The sequence below is a fragment of the Candidatus Protofrankia datiscae genome (genome assembly GCF_000177615.2).
GTDB classification, from domain to species: domain Bacteria; phylum Actinomycetota; class Actinomycetes; order Frankiales; family Frankiaceae; genus Protofrankia; species Protofrankia coriariae.
On record NC_015656.1, the window covers coordinates 1,005,064 to 1,019,738 of the forward strand.

12 protein-coding genes are annotated in these 14,675 nt (G+C 70.8%); 7 read left to right on the forward strand and 5 right to left on the reverse strand.

Features of this window, described 5'->3' with window-relative positions:
• Window positions 1-149 precede the first annotated feature (149 nt).
• Window positions 150-1,295 (reverse strand): Mrp/NBP35 family ATP-binding protein, encoded by a 1,146-nt coding sequence (locus FSYMDG_RS04200; protein WP_013872347.1) that lies wholly within the window; start codon window positions 1,293-1,295, stop codon window positions 150-152.
• A 391-nt stretch (window positions 1,296-1,686) separates the two neighbouring features.
• Here FSYMDG_RS04200 and FSYMDG_RS04205 point away from each other — a divergent pair, with 391 nt between their 5' ends.
• Window positions 1,687-2,145, forward strand: a complete 459-nt coding sequence (locus FSYMDG_RS04205) for a MarR family winged helix-turn-helix transcriptional regulator (RefSeq protein ID WP_083828429.1) — start codon at window positions 1,687-1,689, stop codon at window positions 2,143-2,145.
• Window positions 2,146-2,149: 4 nt separating this feature from the next.
• Here the strand turns inward: FSYMDG_RS04205 and FSYMDG_RS04210 are convergent, their stop codons facing one another.
• Window positions 2,150-3,052 carry a PHP domain-containing protein gene (locus tag FSYMDG_RS04210; RefSeq protein WP_043604810.1) on the reverse strand — a complete coding sequence of 301 codons (903 nt, stop codon included), beginning with the start codon at window positions 3,050-3,052 and terminating at the stop codon, window positions 2,150-2,152.
• Window positions 3,053-3,541: 489 nt separating this feature from the next.
• Here FSYMDG_RS04210 and FSYMDG_RS04215 point away from each other — a divergent pair, with 489 nt between their 5' ends.
• Window positions 3,542-5,245, forward strand: a complete 1,704-nt coding sequence (locus FSYMDG_RS04215; protein WP_013872350.1) for an alkaline phosphatase D family protein — start codon at window positions 3,542-3,544, stop codon at window positions 5,243-5,245.
• A 66-nt stretch (window positions 5,246-5,311) separates the two neighbouring features.
• On the opposite strand, the gene FSYMDG_RS04220 is transcribed toward FSYMDG_RS04215, so the two are convergent.
• Window positions 5,312-6,238, reverse strand: coding sequence for a diacylglycerol/lipid kinase family protein (locus FSYMDG_RS04220; RefSeq protein ID WP_043604812.1), 927 nt, complete (start codon window positions 6,236-6,238; stop codon window positions 5,312-5,314).
• A gap of 697 nt (window positions 6,239-6,935) precedes the next feature.
• Here FSYMDG_RS04220 and FSYMDG_RS04225 point away from each other — a divergent pair.
• Entirely contained in the window at window positions 6,936-8,834 is a 1,899-nt protein-coding gene (locus FSYMDG_RS04225) for a serine/threonine protein kinase (protein ID WP_013872352.1), read from the forward strand.
• An 84-nt stretch (window positions 8,835-8,918) separates the two neighbouring features.
• On the opposite strand, the gene FSYMDG_RS04230 is transcribed toward FSYMDG_RS04225, so the two are convergent.
• A complete protein-coding gene (locus FSYMDG_RS04230) occupies window positions 8,919-9,539 on the reverse strand; it encodes a DUF6758 family protein (RefSeq protein ID WP_013872353.1) in 621 nt (206 codons plus the stop codon).
• A 601-nt stretch (window positions 9,540-10,140) separates the two neighbouring features.
• Between FSYMDG_RS04230 and FSYMDG_RS04235 the strand changes: the two genes are divergently transcribed.
• The gene (locus tag FSYMDG_RS04235; RefSeq protein ID WP_043602939.1) at window positions 10,141-11,583 is read left to right on the forward strand and encodes an aldehyde dehydrogenase family protein; all 1,443 of its coding nucleotides are present in this window, start codon (window positions 10,141-10,143) and stop codon (window positions 11,581-11,583) included.
• Window positions 11,584-11,670: 87 nt separating this feature from the next.
• On the opposite strand, the gene cas6 is transcribed toward FSYMDG_RS04235, so the two are convergent.
• The gene (gene cas6 / locus FSYMDG_RS04240; RefSeq protein ID WP_013872355.1) at window positions 11,671-12,216 is read right to left on the reverse strand and encodes a CRISPR system precrRNA processing endoribonuclease RAMP protein Cas6; all 546 of its coding nucleotides are present in this window, start codon (window positions 12,214-12,216) and stop codon (window positions 11,671-11,673) included.
• A gap of 992 nt (window positions 12,217-13,208) precedes the next feature.
• Here cas6 and crcB point away from each other — a divergent pair.
• Genes crcB through FSYMDG_RS04255 form a run of 3 tightly spaced genes read left to right on the forward strand, consistent with a single transcriptional unit; the run spans window position 13,209 to window position 14,406 of the window.
• Window positions 13,209-13,694, forward strand: coding sequence for a fluoride efflux transporter CrcB (crcB, locus tag FSYMDG_RS04245; RefSeq protein ID WP_013872356.1), 486 nt, complete (start codon window positions 13,209-13,211; stop codon window positions 13,692-13,694).
• Window positions 13,691-14,035: a DUF190 domain-containing protein gene (locus tag FSYMDG_RS04250; RefSeq protein WP_013872357.1), complete on the forward strand. Its 345-nt coding sequence runs from the start codon at window positions 13,691-13,693 to the stop codon at window positions 14,033-14,035. The genes crcB and FSYMDG_RS04250 overlap by 4 nt, the downstream gene beginning before the upstream one ends.
• Complete coding sequence (locus FSYMDG_RS04255) at window positions 14,032-14,406, forward strand: fluoride efflux transporter FluC (RefSeq protein ID WP_013872358.1); 375 nt, start codon at window positions 14,032-14,034, stop codon at window positions 14,404-14,406. Before FSYMDG_RS04250 ends, FSYMDG_RS04255 begins: the two co-directional genes overlap by 4 nt.
• Window positions 14,407-14,675 lie beyond the last annotated feature (269 nt).

Sequence of the window (14,675 nt, forward strand, 5' to 3'; positions counted from 1 at the left end):
ACCCGTCCAGCAGGGCGTTTGACCGGCGGCCCAAGAGGCCCGTTCAGAAGACAGCCGCGTTCCAGCGTTTTCGCGAACTACGACCTCACCTTGCAGATCACCGATGAAGATCGGCTAGACCGGCTAGATCTTGGCCGGACTCGGGTGGGTCAGCGCTGCCGGGTCGGGGTGAGGCCGAGGGAACGGCCGGCCAGTCCGCGGGAGCGGGACGACAGGCGTTCGGCCACCCCCCGGAGGATCTTCCCCGCTTCGGAGTCCGGATCGGAGATCGCCAGCGGAACGCCGTTGTCCCCGCCTTCCCGCAGCCGGACGTCGATCGGCACCTGCGCGAGCAGGGGCACCTCGTGCCCGAGGACCCGGCTGAGACGCTCGGCCACGGCTATGCCGCCGCCGGAGCCGAAGACGTCCACCCGCCCGTCACAGTGCGGACAGGGCAGCCAGGCCATGTTCTCGACCACGCCGACGACGTTCTGCCGGGTCTGGACCGCCACGGTGCCGGCCCGCTCCGCGACCTCGGTCGCGGCAAGCTGCGGAGTGGTGACCACAAGAAGTTCGGAGGACGGCACGAGCTGCGCCAGCGAGATCGCGATGTCACCGGTGCCCGGGGGCAGGTCGAGCAGCAGGACGTCGAGGTCGCCCCAGAACACGTCCGAGAGGAACTGCTCCAGCGCGCGGTGCAGCATTGGGCCACGCCACGTAACAGGTTGATTTCCTCGAGTGAACATGCCGGTGGAAATGACCTTGACGCCATGTGCCTGCGGCGGCATGATCATTTTTTCGACCTGGGTGGGCGGACGGTTCACGCCCAGCATCCGGGGGATCGAGTGCCCGTAGATGTCGGCGTCGAGGACGCCGACCGACAGCCCGGAGCGAGCCATCGACGCGGCCAGGTTGACCGTCACCGACGACTTGCCGACGCCGCCCTTGCCGCTGGCCACCCCGTACACCCGGGTCAACGAGCCGGGCTGGGCGAACGGGATCGCCCGGGTGGCGGTCCCCCCGCGCAGCTTCGTGTGCAGGGCGGTGCGCTGCTCGGCCGTCATCACCTCAAGACGGACCCGCGTACCCCACACGCCCGGTACCGCGGTGACCGCCCGCTCGACCCGAGCGACGATCTCCTCACGCATCGGGCAACCCGCGACCGTCAGCAACACCACGACTTCCACGGTGTTGTCATCGGTGACGCGTACCGACTCGACCATGTCCAGTTCGGTGATCGGACGCCCGATCTCAGGGTCGAGCACCGTTGCGAGAGCTGCCTGGATCGCGTCCGCGCTAGGCCGGGAAGCAGACAAGAGAACCTCGACCGGTCTGTGTGATGGTGCGTGCGGCTCCTGCCTACACGCCTGCACGTCCACCATAGCCGTAGGTCCAGCCCGGACGCGTCCGACGAGGTCCGAACCTGGCCGCTTCCGGTGCGGGCGGAGCGGGGACGGGACGAGCGGCTGCCGGCGGTGCGCCGACCAGCACACTGGCCCAGCCGGGCCGTCCATGATCTTCCACGGGCCGTGCACGGCTGTCGAGAGGTGATGCGCTGGCTGTCAACCTGGCAGAGTCGGTCAAATTGTCGATCATCTGACATCCCTGGCGAGTCCGGGCCCGCTCCCATACCGCCGACGTACTCTGATCCACGTGACGGTGGACGAGCAAACAGTGGAACAGGAACCGCTGGTCGACCCGCGATCGATGCGCGCGTGGCGCCAGTTCCTGCGAGCTCATTCCTACGTTACCCGCAAGCTGGAAAGCGACCTCGAAGCCGAGCACCATTTGCCGCTGGCCTCCTACGACGTGCTGGTGCAGCTTTCCGAGGCGCCGGAAGGCGCGCTGCGGATGAACGAGCTCGCGGAGGCGGTGCTGCTGTCACGCAGCGGACTGACCCGGTTGGTCGACCGGCTGGAACGTGAGGGCCTGGTCGAGCGCCGCTCGTGTCCGTCGGACGCGCGGGGGACGCTGGCCACCCTCACCCCGGAAGGCCGCCAGCGGCTGCGGGTCGCATCCCGGACCCATCTCGCCGGGGTGTCCAAACACGTGACCAGCCATTTCAGCCCTGACGAACTGGACACACTCGCAGACCTGCTGGGCCGGCTCGACCATTACCCACCCGCGCGGCAGCCACCGGGCGGCGGCTGCGGCCAGGGCGCGTAGCCGGTCAGCGGTTCGGTGCCGGGCCGGTCGCTGGCTGGTCCTGGCCGGTCAGCGGTTCGGTGCCGCGGCCCGCGGCGACCAGCGCGTCCAGCGCCTGCCGGGTGGTCGTCTCCGCGCCGAGCGACTGGGGTTTGCTCGCTCCGTGGAAGTCGCTCGCGCCGGTGACGATCAGATCCAGGTCCGTGGCCAGCTGGCGTAGCCGGGCGCGCGCCTCCGGGGTGTGGTCGGGATGGTCCACCTCCAGGCCGCCGAGGCCGTCGCGGGCCAGCCGCGCGATCACGTCCGGGCCGATGGTCGCGCCCCGCCGGCTGGCGAACGCGTGCGCCAGCACGCTGACCCCGCCGGCGTCGCGGACGAGACGGATCGCCTCGGCCACGTCCGGTTCGTCCTTGTCCACCCAGTAGCGGCCGCCGGCGCCGATCCAGGCGGGGGTGAAGGCATCCTGGACGCTGCCCACCAGACCGGCCTCGACAAGCGCCTCGGCCACGTGCGGGCGTCCGACCACGCCGTCGGCCAGGGCGCGGACCCGCTCCCAGGCCACCGGATGGCCGTCGGCGGCCAGCTTCTCCACCATGCGCTGGGCGCGGGTGACCCGTTCGGCGCGCAGCCGGGCCCGGACCTCGGCGAACACCGGCTCGACCGGGTCGAACAGGTAGGCGAGCAGGTGCAGGCTCACCCAGCGGTCGCGGCCGACCCGCACCCGGCAGGAGATCTCCGCCCCCGGCAGCAGGGTGAGGCCGGCGGGCAGCGCCGCCGCGGCCTCGGCCAGGCCCGCGGTGGTGTCATGATCGGTGAGCGCGATGGCGGCCAGGCCTGACGCGGCCGCGAGGCGGACAACGTCGGCGGGCGGCAGCAGGCCGTCCGACGCCGTCGAATGGGTGTGCAGGTCGGCTGCGTCCGCCGGGATCGCCGGATGCGTGTTCAGCCCGCCCTCCCTTTCCGTCCGCGGACCTGCCCCTCTCACGGGCCTTTCCCGCCCGCGGGGCATGCCCGGAGCAGGAGCACATGCGCGGGATCACATATGTGGAATCACATGTGTGGAGGCGGGCGCGGAACACCGGTTTCCGCCGGGCCACCCGCCCACAATATCCGTTCGGCATCCGATCGACGGTGCCCGTCTGCCGTATCCGTATCCGCATCCGCTTTGCCGGCGTCCGCCTCGGTGACCCGCAGCGTTCGCCTGTGGTTTTCCCTGGATCACTTTCCGCTGTGACCGGGTCGCCGCTGACGTCCCGGTACTGTGACGGTCGGCCCCGTGACGACGGCGGGCCTCGTGGCTCCTGGATGCTCCGGGCAGGATTCTGGGCGGGATGTTGTGAACAGGACTTCGGCAGGCAGGGGCACTTCGGCAGGCAGCGGTACTCCGGCGGGCGGGAGCGCCGCGGATACCGGCCCCGTGGCTGGCGGCTCGGACGGTACGGACGCCGGCCCGCACCGGCGGAGCCTGGCCGGCGTCGCGTCCCGGCGAGGTTTTCTCGCGGGCGGGGCGCTGCTGCTGGCGGCCGTGGGCTGCTCGGACGGCGGGCCGTCCGGGGGCGGTACGCCCGCACCGCCGCGCCCGACCGGGCGGGCGACCCTGCGGCCGGCGACCCCGATCCCCGGCGTCGGTGACGGGGTGTTCTCCCTCGGTGTGGCCAGCGGCGATCCGCTGCCCGACGGGGTGATCCTGTGGACGCGGCTGGTGGCGCCGCCCTCGGGTGGCACGCCGCTGCCCAGCGGCGACATCCCGGTCGACTGGCAGGTCGCCACGGACGAGAAGTTCGCCGACGTCGTCGCGGCCGGGACGCAGGCCGCCACGCCGGGGCTGGCGCACTCGGTGCATGTCGACGTCCGTGGCCTGCAGCCGGGCCGGGCGTACTTCTACCGGTTCCGCGCCGGCACCGTGCTGAGCCCGGTCGGCCGGACCCGCACCGCGCCGGCCGCCTCGGCGGCGGTGTCGAGCCTGAGTTTCGCGCTGGCGAGCTGCCAGGACTTCCAGAACGGCTACTGGCCGGCGTACAACGCGATCGCCACCGACAATCTTGATCTTGTCGTCCACGTCGGTGACTACATCTACGAGTACGACCCGAACAGCCGGTTCCCGGACCGCCGTCACACCGCCCCGGCCACCCCCGGGCTCAACCAGCTCCGGACCCTCGACGACTACCGGAATCGCTACACACAGTACAAGTCCGATCCCGCTCTGCAGGCCGCGCACACCGCCGCGCCCTGGGTGGTCGTCTGGGACGACCACGAGACCGAGAACGGCTACGCGGGCCTCACCGACGAGTCCGGCGACACCGGGGACAAGCACCAGGACCCGGCCGCGTTCGCCCGGCAGCGGGCCGCCGCCTACCAGGCGTACTACGAGCACATGCCGATCCGGGTCGGCTACGTCCCCGGCTCACCGGACCTGAGGATCTACCGCCGGTTCACCTTCGGTGATCTGCTCACCCTCAACATGATGGACACCCGGCAGTACCGCACCCCGCAGCCCGGCCGGGCGTCCCAGGACATCGGTGACGCGTCGCTCGGGGAGAACAACACCGCCGGGACGATGAGCGGCGCTGAGCAGGAGGCCTGGCTCATCGACGGCCTGCGGGCGTCGTCCACCCGGTGGAACGTGATCGCCCAGCAGACGATGATGGCCCAGCTGCACGCGCGGATCGCAGCCGGTCTCGGTGACGTCCTCACCAATCTTGACCAGAACGACGGCTACGTACCGTATCGCACCAGACTGCTGTCCGCCGTCCGCGACAGCCGGGCGCGCAACCCCGTGGTGCTCTCCGGCGACATCCACTCCGCGTGGGTGAACGACCTGCGGGTCGACTTCAACCGGCCGGAGACGCCCGTGATCGGCACCGAGTTCGTCTGCACGTCCATCAGCTCGGGGTTCCTCATGGTCAGCGACGACCTCGTCCGGATGAACAACCGGCTGCTCAACCCGCATGTGCGCTACTTCCGCGGGGACCGGCGCGGCTACACCCGCGTGCACGTCACCCCCGGGGAGTGGCGGGCCGAGATGCGGGTGGCCGAGACGATCGAGCGCCGGGACGCGCCGGTCACCACCGACGCCACCTGGGTGGTCGAGGACGGCCGTCCCGGCGCCCAACTGGCCTGAGCGCCGCCGCCCCTGGCACGGGGGCCGGGCCCGGGCTGGCCGCGGGCGGGGCCGAGCCGGAGCGGGTCAGGCCGGCGGCGCGAGGAAGCGGAGCAGGCCCGGCCGCAGGACGATCCGGGCGGGCAGGTCCGCGACCGGGTCGCCGTCGGCGTAGAGCTGGAACGGCCGGTCGGCGTCCACCCGGACGCTGCGTGCCCGCAGCACCTCGACGTGTGAGGAGTCCACATGCCGTCCGGAGAACACCTTCGGGAACGTCGACAGAAAGGTGATCTTGCCGCAGTGCGCCAGCAGCACGACGTCGAGCAGCCCGTCGTCGAGCTCCGCCTCGGGCGCCAGCCGCATCCCGCCGCCGTAGCAGGCGGAGTTCGCCATCGCCACCGTCCAGCCGACGAGCTCGCGCGGGGCACCGTCGTCGATCTCCACGGTGAACCGGGCCGGCTTCCACGCAGCCGCCGCCCGTAACGCGCCGTAGGTGTAGACCTGCTGGCCACGGACGAACCGGGCCCGATTGGCGATCACCTGGACGTCCGAGTCGAAGCCGACGCTGGCGATGCCGAGGTAGGCCCGCCCGTTGGCCTCGGCAAGGTCGATGCGACGCTCGACGCCGCTGGCCAGGGCGGTGGCGGCGATCACCGGATCCCGGCTGGCGCCGACGGTGCGCAGGAAGTCGTTGCCGCGTCCTCCGGGCAGCACGGCGAGCAGCCCACCCAGCCGGGCCACGGTCTCTGCGACCCGGCCGGCGAGACCGTCCCCGCCGAGAGCGACCGCCATCCGGCCGTCGGCCACGGCCTGCTCGGCGAGATCGGCGGCGTGGTCGATGTCGCGGGTCCGCTCGACGCGCACGTCCGCCGCCCAGCGCCGCAGCGCGGCGGACACGTCCGGCAGCGCCCGCGCGGCCCGTCCGCCACCGGCGTGCGGGTTGACGATGAGCAGCAGCCGCCGCCGGTCCACCTCCGCCACCGGCGGGGCGGCATCCGTCCCAGGTTCCGTCATCTCCGCCAGCCCTTCCCGTTCCCGGCCCGGTGTACATACGCTCACCGGAATGATCATCTGTTGCCGGACACAGTCCAACCGTCGATGAGCTTACGAGCCCCTCGGAAAAGATCGTTTATTGATCTTCAGCGGTTGGCTGACCACCACCGCCGTCAACCGCCGAGGATGTCGTGCGTCACTGGGACCAGATCGACGCGTTGACCGTGGCCCGGCCCTGGGTGAAATCTCTCACTCGTGCCAGTATGAACGATCTTATGTTGCCCGGTTGGCGTGACGGGCTGCTGGCCGGCTGGCCGGCTGGCCGGCTGAGATGGTCGGAACATTTCGGTTCGCCTGCTCGAGGTGATGCTTTTTCTTCAGCGGCGGTGGCGGGCTGTAACCGTAGCCCGGAGGCGATGGATCACACCGTTGACCGGCCACGATGAGGTCTCCCTGGCGATGACGGTGACTCGGGTGTCCTGCGTATCGCCACGTATTGTACGGACAACGGGACATCATGATCCGCCTGTGCCCGCCCGGTCGGCCGTCGACAATTCTTGATTCTTGACAAGCGGCTATGGTGTGATCGTTCTGATGGTCGGCTGGGCGGGCCGCTGTGAGAAGACTTCTGACGGCCGCCGGCGCGTTGGGCGATCTGGAATGGTCTGATAAGGGTGGAGGACGCCGAAGGTCTTCCACGTGATAGAACAAGGCCGGGATGACAGTGACCACTACGCCTGGGTCCGGGGCTTCTGATCCCGGGGATCCCGAGCGCCCGAACGGCCTGTTCGTGGGGCCGCCGGAGGCGCCCGACCAGTACGAGTTGCTGGGCAAGGGAATCGCAGGTGGCGAGGGCACCGTGTGGCGGGCCCTCTACCGGGGAAAGCTGAGCCTCCCGCTGCTGTTCGCGGTCAAGTCCCTGAACCGGCCGCGGGGAGGGCCCGACGACTGGCCGTCCGCCAGGGAGATCCAACGCTGGAAAGATCAGATCGTTCTGCTGAACGCGCTGGGAACCACGCATGTGGTGAAGCCGCACGAGATCTTCCTCGGAGCGCGGTCGCACCACGAGGGGGCCGTGGACGGCGAGGCGAACATCCCCTATCTCGCGATGGAGTGGGTCGAGGGGGAGACCCTTGCCGAGCTTGTCTACGGTGCCCCGGCCGGTGGCCGGACGATCGTCGAGCGTATGAAGTACGTCACGCAGATCGCCGACGTGCTCGGCAAACTGCACTCCCTGAGCCAGATGAAGGGTAATCCAAGCGTTCACTGTGACGTCAAACCGGGTAACTGCATTGTTCATCCGGAACGGGGGGTCGTGCTCGTCGACCTGAGCATGATGCGTCTCCTCGACGACGGCTCCGGCGGCGGGATGTACAGCATCGGATACACGGCTCCCGAAGTCATCGCGGACCCGTATGCCCCGCGACAGCCGTCGGCCGACCTGTACTCGCTGGGTGCCGTGGCTGTTGCCTGCGTTCTCGGCAAAGTTCCGCCGGAGCCGTCGAGGGATGCCATCCGCACGCTCAGGAAAGAGGTGCGCGCGGTCGGGCGGGAGGCTGGCGTTCCTAATCCGGAGGCGTTCGCGGCACATGTGCTCGCCATGCTCGCCGAGGATCCGGCGCGGCGGCCTTCGGATGGTCCCGCATGGGCCGGTCAGCTACTGGGAATGGTCTCGGCGGGAACAGCGTCGGAAGTATCATCGGGAACGCCGCGGAAAACACCCTCGAAAGCGCCGGGAGAAAAACCGTCGGAACCGTCGGAAACGTCGGTGACGGAGAAGGCCGAGCCCGGGGCGCGGCCGGCGTCCGGCCTGGCCGCGCTGCGCGGCCGGTTGGTGCTGTCGGTGCCGGCGCTGGTCGTGGTTGGGATCACCGTGCTGCTGGGGATCGTCCTGCTGAGGCCTTCCAACGCGGACGGTCTGCTGGGGGCGTGGCCGGAGCCGGCCGATCGAGGGTCGGCCGACCCGCCCCTGACCAGGCCGGCCGACCCAGCCGGGCCCGTGGCGACCGGCCCGCCGTCCGCCACGGTCACACCCGTGCCGCCATCGGAGTCCGCAGCGTTCTCCCCGCCCGGCACGAGGCAGGCGGCACCCGGGGAAGACGTCCTCACACCGTCGGTGCCACCTACCCAGCACCCTGCCACCACTGGGCCGCCTGGCAGTACCCAGCGGCCCAGTACCCAGCCGACCCCCGTCAGGCCCGCCGGTGCGATCGGGGCACCCGCCGAAGGGACCCAGGTACGGCAGTGCGCCTATTTCTCGGGTACCTCCCGGCTGCCGGCCGGCAAGACCCTGATCCTCGCGGTGCGGAATCTGAGCAGCGAGAAGCCCAACAAGTACGTCACGTACGTGTTCGGCTGGGACAAGCCGTCCACGCTCTCGTCATGGCGCGGCCGCCAGTATTTCGGTGACGGGGACAGCAGCGTCGGCCAGAAGTACAGGGTGGAACTGATGGTGGTCGATCTGGCGGCGGCGCGGGCGGCGACGGCCGAGGCGAAGAAGACGACACCGGCTGACTACACGCCCGTCCACGCGTTGGCGAGCCGTGGCACGGCGCTCGCCGCCAGGACCGTGGTCCGCATCGCAGGCAGCGGACCCAACAACAACTGTGCCGCCTGAGACCGACAGTTACGTTCCACAGCCGTATTCCGCGGTGGTTGTGATTGTGGATGCCGACGGTTGTGGATGGCGCTACGGTGCGGGCTACAGGTGGGTGCTGTCGGCGCCGAACAGCAGGCAGGTGGCGAGCATCTCGGTACTGCGCAGATCCCACAGGACGAGGTGCTCGAGCAGGAGCGTGGCCGCGTCGGACGGCCAGAGCGCGACCCACAGCCACACCCCGTAGGCCTCCCCGACGAACACCGCCCGGTCGGGTGGGCAGAGCACCGGCCACAGGGCGGTCGGATGCCCGGCCGCCTCGATCTTCTCCTCGGGCTTGCCGCCGATGCGCTGCGGATCGGTGCCCGACAGCCCCGCCAGCCGCGCCCCGAGACCCGTCCCGGGCTCCTCGGCGACGAGGATCAGCTCGGCCGGCCCACCGAGCGGGGACGGCCCGCCGGCGGCGAACGCGGTGGCCCGCGGCCCGGTGCGCTCGTCACCGGCCCAGGCGACCCCGCTGCCGAACCAGTGCACCGGCATCGGCCAGGGCACCCAGACCGGCGCCGTGGCCGCGCGCGCCAGGAAGAGCAGCGCCTGCTCGCGGGACGACGTCGCGACCCGGTACGGTGCGACCTCCCCGTGCTCCTCGCAGCGCCACTGGTCGTTCCACAGATCAGGCGGACGCAGTGCCCCCAGGCACCGGGGACAGGCAGGAGGGGTCGTCACCGGTGGGCTCCCCGGCGGACCTCCAGGCGATACGCACCATTCGACGACGCTTTCATAGCCGTGGTCACTTCCCTTGGCTTTCGTTCGTCAAACCCGTCGAGGGCGGACCACGGACGCCTCGCCCCGCAGCCTTCGTCCGCCACCGTGAAGCCGCCGCGGAACCACTGTGAGAGGCCACAGTGGGAAGGCCGGTGAGAGGCCACTGTGGAAAGTCACCGTGGGACCGCCGTGGGACCGCCGCGGAGCCGCTGCGGAGCCGCCGTTGGAGCCGCCGTGGATGTTTCGCCCTGCCCGAGAGGGTGCTTCATCTCGCCCGGGCCGGGTATTGCCTGACCGGGTGGCATCAGTGGGCGTCACAACGGGTGTTGCGCTCGGCCGTCCGGCGTGGTCCGTGTGGCTGGTGTGACTGTGCGCCCGGCTCCGGCGTCCGGGATCCCGGCGTCGGCACGGCGCGTACATACACGTGCGCGTCCACTCGGTCGTCCGGTCATCGCCGCTGGTTGACGGTTGTTGCCGGTTGTTCGGTATCCCGACGTTGTCCCGTCCCGCGTGGCGCCGCCCTTCCGAGCGTCCTGTGCACGAAGGTGGAGTAGTGGCATCCATGGGCAAGGTCGAACCGTTCTGGGTGGCGGGCCGGCCGGCGACGGGTTCGACGGCATTCGAGGTGCGTCACCCGTGGGACGGCCGTCCGATCGCCACGGTCTCGCAACCGGACGCCGGCCAGGTGGACGTGGCGGTGGCCGCCGCCGCCCGGGCCGCGCGGGAGCTGGCGGCCGTCTCGGCGCACGGCCGGGCCGCCGCCCTCACCCACGTCAGCGGCCGGATCGCCGAGCGCGGTGAGGAGATCGCCGCGCTCATCACCGCCGAGAGCGGCAAACCGCTGACCTGGGCGCGGGCCGAGGTCGCCAGGGCGACGTCGACCTTCCGCTGGGGCGCGGAGGAGGCCCGGCGCTGGTCCGGGGACCTGCAACGGCTCGACACCGACCCGGCGGGGGCGGGGCGGCTGGCCGTGGTCCGGCGCGTCCCCCGCGGCCCGGTGCTGGGGATCACGCCGTTCAACTTCCCGCTGAACCTGGTCGCGCACAAGGTCGCGCCGGCGCTGGCCGTCGGCGCGCCGATCATCGTCAAGCCGGCGCCGAAGACGCCGCTGTCGTCCCTGTTGCTCGCCGAACTGCTCGCCGAGACCGACCTGCCCGAAGGGTCGTGGTCGGTGCTGACCGTGCCGAACGAGGCCATGCCGGGCCTGGTCGCGGACCCGCGGCTGCCGGTGGTGTCGTTCACCGGCTCCGCGGCGGTCGGCTGGTCGATCCGGGACGCCGTGCCCCGCAAGCACGTCGTCCTCGAGCTCGGCGGCAACGCGGCGGTGCTCGTCGCCGCTGACTGGTCGTCGCCGTCGGACCTGCGCCAGGCCGCGCAGCGGATCGCGACGTTCGCCAACTACCAGGCCGGCCAGTCCTGCATCGCCGTCCAACGTGTGTATGCCGAACGTAGCGTGTACGAGACGTTGCTGAGCGAGGTGACGGCCGCGGTCGAGCGGCTGCACACCGGCGACCCCGCCGACGAGGCGACCGAGGTCGGGCCGCTGATCGACCTGACCGCCGCGGAACGGGTCGAACGCTGGATCGCCGAGGCCGTCGACGCCGGCGCCACGGTCGTCACCGGCGGCAAGCGGGACGGCACGTCCATCACCCCGACCGTGCTGCGCGGCGTGCCACCCGAGGCGAAGGTGGTACGAGAGGAGGTGTTCGGGCCGGTGCTGGTCATCGAACCGGTCGACGGGCTCGACGACGGCCTGGCCCGGATCAACGACAGCCCCTACGGCCTACAGGCCGGGATCTTCACCCACGACGTGGCGACGGCCTTCCACGCCCACCGCCAGCTCGATGTCGGCGGTGTGATCGTCGGGGACGTCCCGTCCTACCGGGCGGACCAGATGCCCTACGGCGGCGCCAAGGACTCCGGCGTGGGACGGGAGGGCGTACACGCGGCCATGGAGGACCTCACCGTCGAACGGGTCCTCGTCCTCACCGGCCTCGACCTGTGACCCGCCCGGATCCGTAGCCGGCCTGGCCCGATCCGACCCGGTCTGGCCCGGCTCCGCCGAGACGGGGCCGGGCCAGACCACCTGGCGTCACACGGTCGGTCCCACCTCGACGGCGCCGAAACCGTGGGTGGTCAGCGCGCCGATCCCGGCGATGGCCGCGAACCGGCTCAGCGCGCCGAAGACGTCCGCCACGGTCACCGACGCCGTCTTCAGCAGGCGCAGCTCGGCGCTGCCCACGAACCCGACCTGCCGGACCTGCTCTGTGAGCGGGACCTGCCGACTCGCCCCGGAGACGGAGTCCAGGAACACCGCGTCGGCCAGCTCACGCACGATGCCTTCATCGATCGCCAGGGCGGCCGGGGCGTAGATGTTCCACCGGGTCCACAGCGAGCGCACGATCAGCACCGGTTCGGGCAGTGGCAGGTCCCGGCCGCTACGGGAGAAGAACAGCGGTGTGATCATCCGTAGCCGGACGCGCCGGGTCGGCCCGGCCGACGCCAGCCGCGCGAACGGCCATGGGTCCACGTCGAACCCGGTGACCCGCAGTTCGCACGGCCCGAAACGAACCATCCGCGGCGGCCAGCCCTCGGGCAGCTCGCCATCCCTGAGCCAGCCCAGCCGCCAGAGCGTCATCCCCGGACAGCCCGCCGCACCCGCCGCACCGGTGGACGACGTGGAGCCCGTGGAGCCCGTGGAACTCGTCGAGCTGGCGGGACCCGTAGAACCCGCCGAGCCTGCGGCAGCACCCCCTGCTGCCGGCGCGCCCGAACCGGGCGAAGGCGTGACAGGTCCGACCGCGAACGGCTTGCTCTCCGCGTGATGATCGCTGTCGACGGTCTCGAAGAGCCGCGCCGCGGCGCCGAGTAACTGGCGCGGCGACGGCGTACGCGGCGGAGCTGGAAACTTCAATATCAACGATGCCGGCATCGTATCCCCCCTGTGGACCCGGAATCCGGACGCTCAGAGTAGCCGTCCTCTCCGCCGGTATCTCGTCCACCCGGCACACCGCCGAGAACAGGGCTCCCCCGCGGTACCGTCGTCGACGATGCCATGCTCCATCCGCACCATTCGGATCCGCTTGATTACAGCCAGTACGGCCAGTACGGCCAGACAGAAATTTCTTTCCTGTCGTAGAGCTGGCACGGCGAATGTGAATACGCGTCGTTCGTCTCGGCCCTCTCGGGGGACGCGGATTCACCGGGTGGACTGGCAGGGAAATCAGGCGGATTTTCCTGGTGGAACAGTTTTCCTAGTGGAACACGGGCGATGTCCTGGATGTCGTTGTCGGTGAGTCGTCGATGGCATCGTGGGCGAATCGGGAAAATGGTTCGAGGCCAGGGCGCGAAGAAGGGCCGCTGCCGGGATGCCGGGCCGGCCGTGGAGGCAACGGTCGGGGCGTTCAGGCACTGATCGTCGGGTCGACGGTCGTGCGTCGGGGGATGGGCCGCGGAGGGTGTCGGACCCGGTATGTTGGCTGTCGGTGGCGGTTGTTGTCGCCGCGCGGCGGTGGGGCTCGCCGTATCCGAACCGTGACACCTGGTGGGCACCTGGTGTCGCCAACAGTCCCTACTTGTGACGAGTCGTGCCCGGCCGAAGCCGGGTGACGCGCAGGTAGGGAGGTACGCGTGGACGGCACCCGCTCGCAGGAGGCCGTGCGGCCCACCGATCTGGATGTGGACCTGCATGTTCTGGCGCAGCGCCGGGAGTTGCGCCGCTGGCCGGTACCGCTGCTGGCGGCGATCGCGGTTGGCGGGGCGATCGGGGCGTGCGCCCGTTACGGCGCGTCGCTGCTCTGGTCGACCCTGCCCGGTTCCTTCCCGTGGACCACGCTGGCGGTGAACACGGCGGGATGCGCGGCGATCGGGCTGCTCATGGTGGTGATCACCGAGGTGCGGGCGGTGCACCCGCTGGTGCGGCCGTTCCTCGGCACCGGCGTGCTGGGCGGGTTCACCACGTTCTCCACCTACGCGGTCGACGCCGAACGGCTGCTGGACACCGGCCGGGCCGGGCTGGCGCTGGCATACCTGGCGCTGACCGTGACGCTGGCGCTGGGCGCGGTGTGGGCGGCGGCCGTGGCAACGCGGCAGGTGATGGGGAGGCGGACGCGATGAGGCTGACCGGCCGGGCCCTGCGGCTGACGGTGTTCGTGGGAGAAAGCGACCTGTGGCACCACCGGCCGCTGGCCACCGAGATCGTGCACCGGGCGCACCGCGCCGGGCTGGCCGGCGCGAGCGTGTTCCACGGGGTGGAGGGGTTCGGCGCCTCCTCGGTCGTGCACACCACCCGGCTGCTGTCGATGAGCCAGGACCTGCCAGTGGCGGTGATCATCGTTGACGACGAGCCGCGGATACGCGCGTTCCTGCCGCAGCTCGACGAGCTCGTCACCGAGGGGCTGGTGATCCTCGACGAGGTCGAGGTGATCCGCTACGTCGGCCGGGCAGCGGGCCGGTGAACTGGCTGCTGGTGATCGTCGGGGCGGCCGTCGGCGCGCCGCTGCGCTATCTGACCGACCGTGCGGTGCAGGCCCGTCACGACACGGCGTTCCCCTGGGGCACGTTCACCGTCAACGTGGCCGCCAGCGCCGTCCTCGGCCTGGTCAGCGGGGCGGTGCTGGCGGGGGCCGCGTCGTCGCGGGTGGGGCTGGGGGTCGGGACCGGGCTGTGCGGGGCGTTGAGCACGTATTCGACGTTCTCCTACGAGACGCTGCGGCTGGCCGAGGACGGCGCCCGCCTGCTTGCCGCCGCGAACGTGGTCGGCAGCGTGCTCGCCGCCGTCGGCGCTGCCGTCCTCGGCATGGGCGTGGCCCAGGCCGTGTGGGGATGATCCGACCGTGGCCATTACGGCCTTATATGGGTCTTCCCCGGCGTTGACCGTGGCGGCGACGTCCGAGACCCGGACGCGTGTTTCAGCGAAAATCGGCTGCCCGAAAGCCCGGTCGATGTCGACGACAACGTCGGCCGGCTCGAACGCGGCGAGGCGCAGCATTCGGGGATAGCCGTCGTCTGCCCAGGTCAGATACTTCAGATAGCCGGCGACGATCTCCCGGAAGACCAACTGGTTGGTGCCGGCCACCATCAGGGGCTCGCCATCAC

Excerpts from the sequence above, each read along its gene's own strand:
- FSYMDG_RS04250 (WP_013872357.1), top strand. The coding sequence starts at position 13,691 with ATGAGGCTGACCGGCCGGGCCCTGCGGCTGACGGTGTTCGTGGGAGAA.
- FSYMDG_RS04205 (WP_083828429.1), top strand. The coding sequence starts at position 1,687 with ATGCGCGCGTGGCGCCAGTTCCTGCGAGCTCATTCCTACGTTACCCGC.
- FSYMDG_RS04220 (WP_043604812.1), bottom strand. The coding sequence starts at position 6,238 with ATGACGGAACCTGGGACGGATGCCGCCCCGCCGGTGGCGGAGGTGGAC.
- cas6 (WP_013872355.1), bottom strand. The coding sequence starts at position 12,216 with ATGACGCTCTGGCGGCTGGGCTGGCTCAGGGATGGCGAGCTGCCCGAG.
- FSYMDG_RS04235 (WP_043602939.1), top strand. The coding sequence starts at position 10,141 with ATGGGCAAGGTCGAACCGTTCTGGGTGGCGGGCCGGCCGGCGACGGGT.
- FSYMDG_RS04225 (WP_013872352.1), top strand. The coding sequence starts at position 6,936 with ATGACAGTGACCACTACGCCTGGGTCCGGGGCTTCTGATCCCGGGGAT.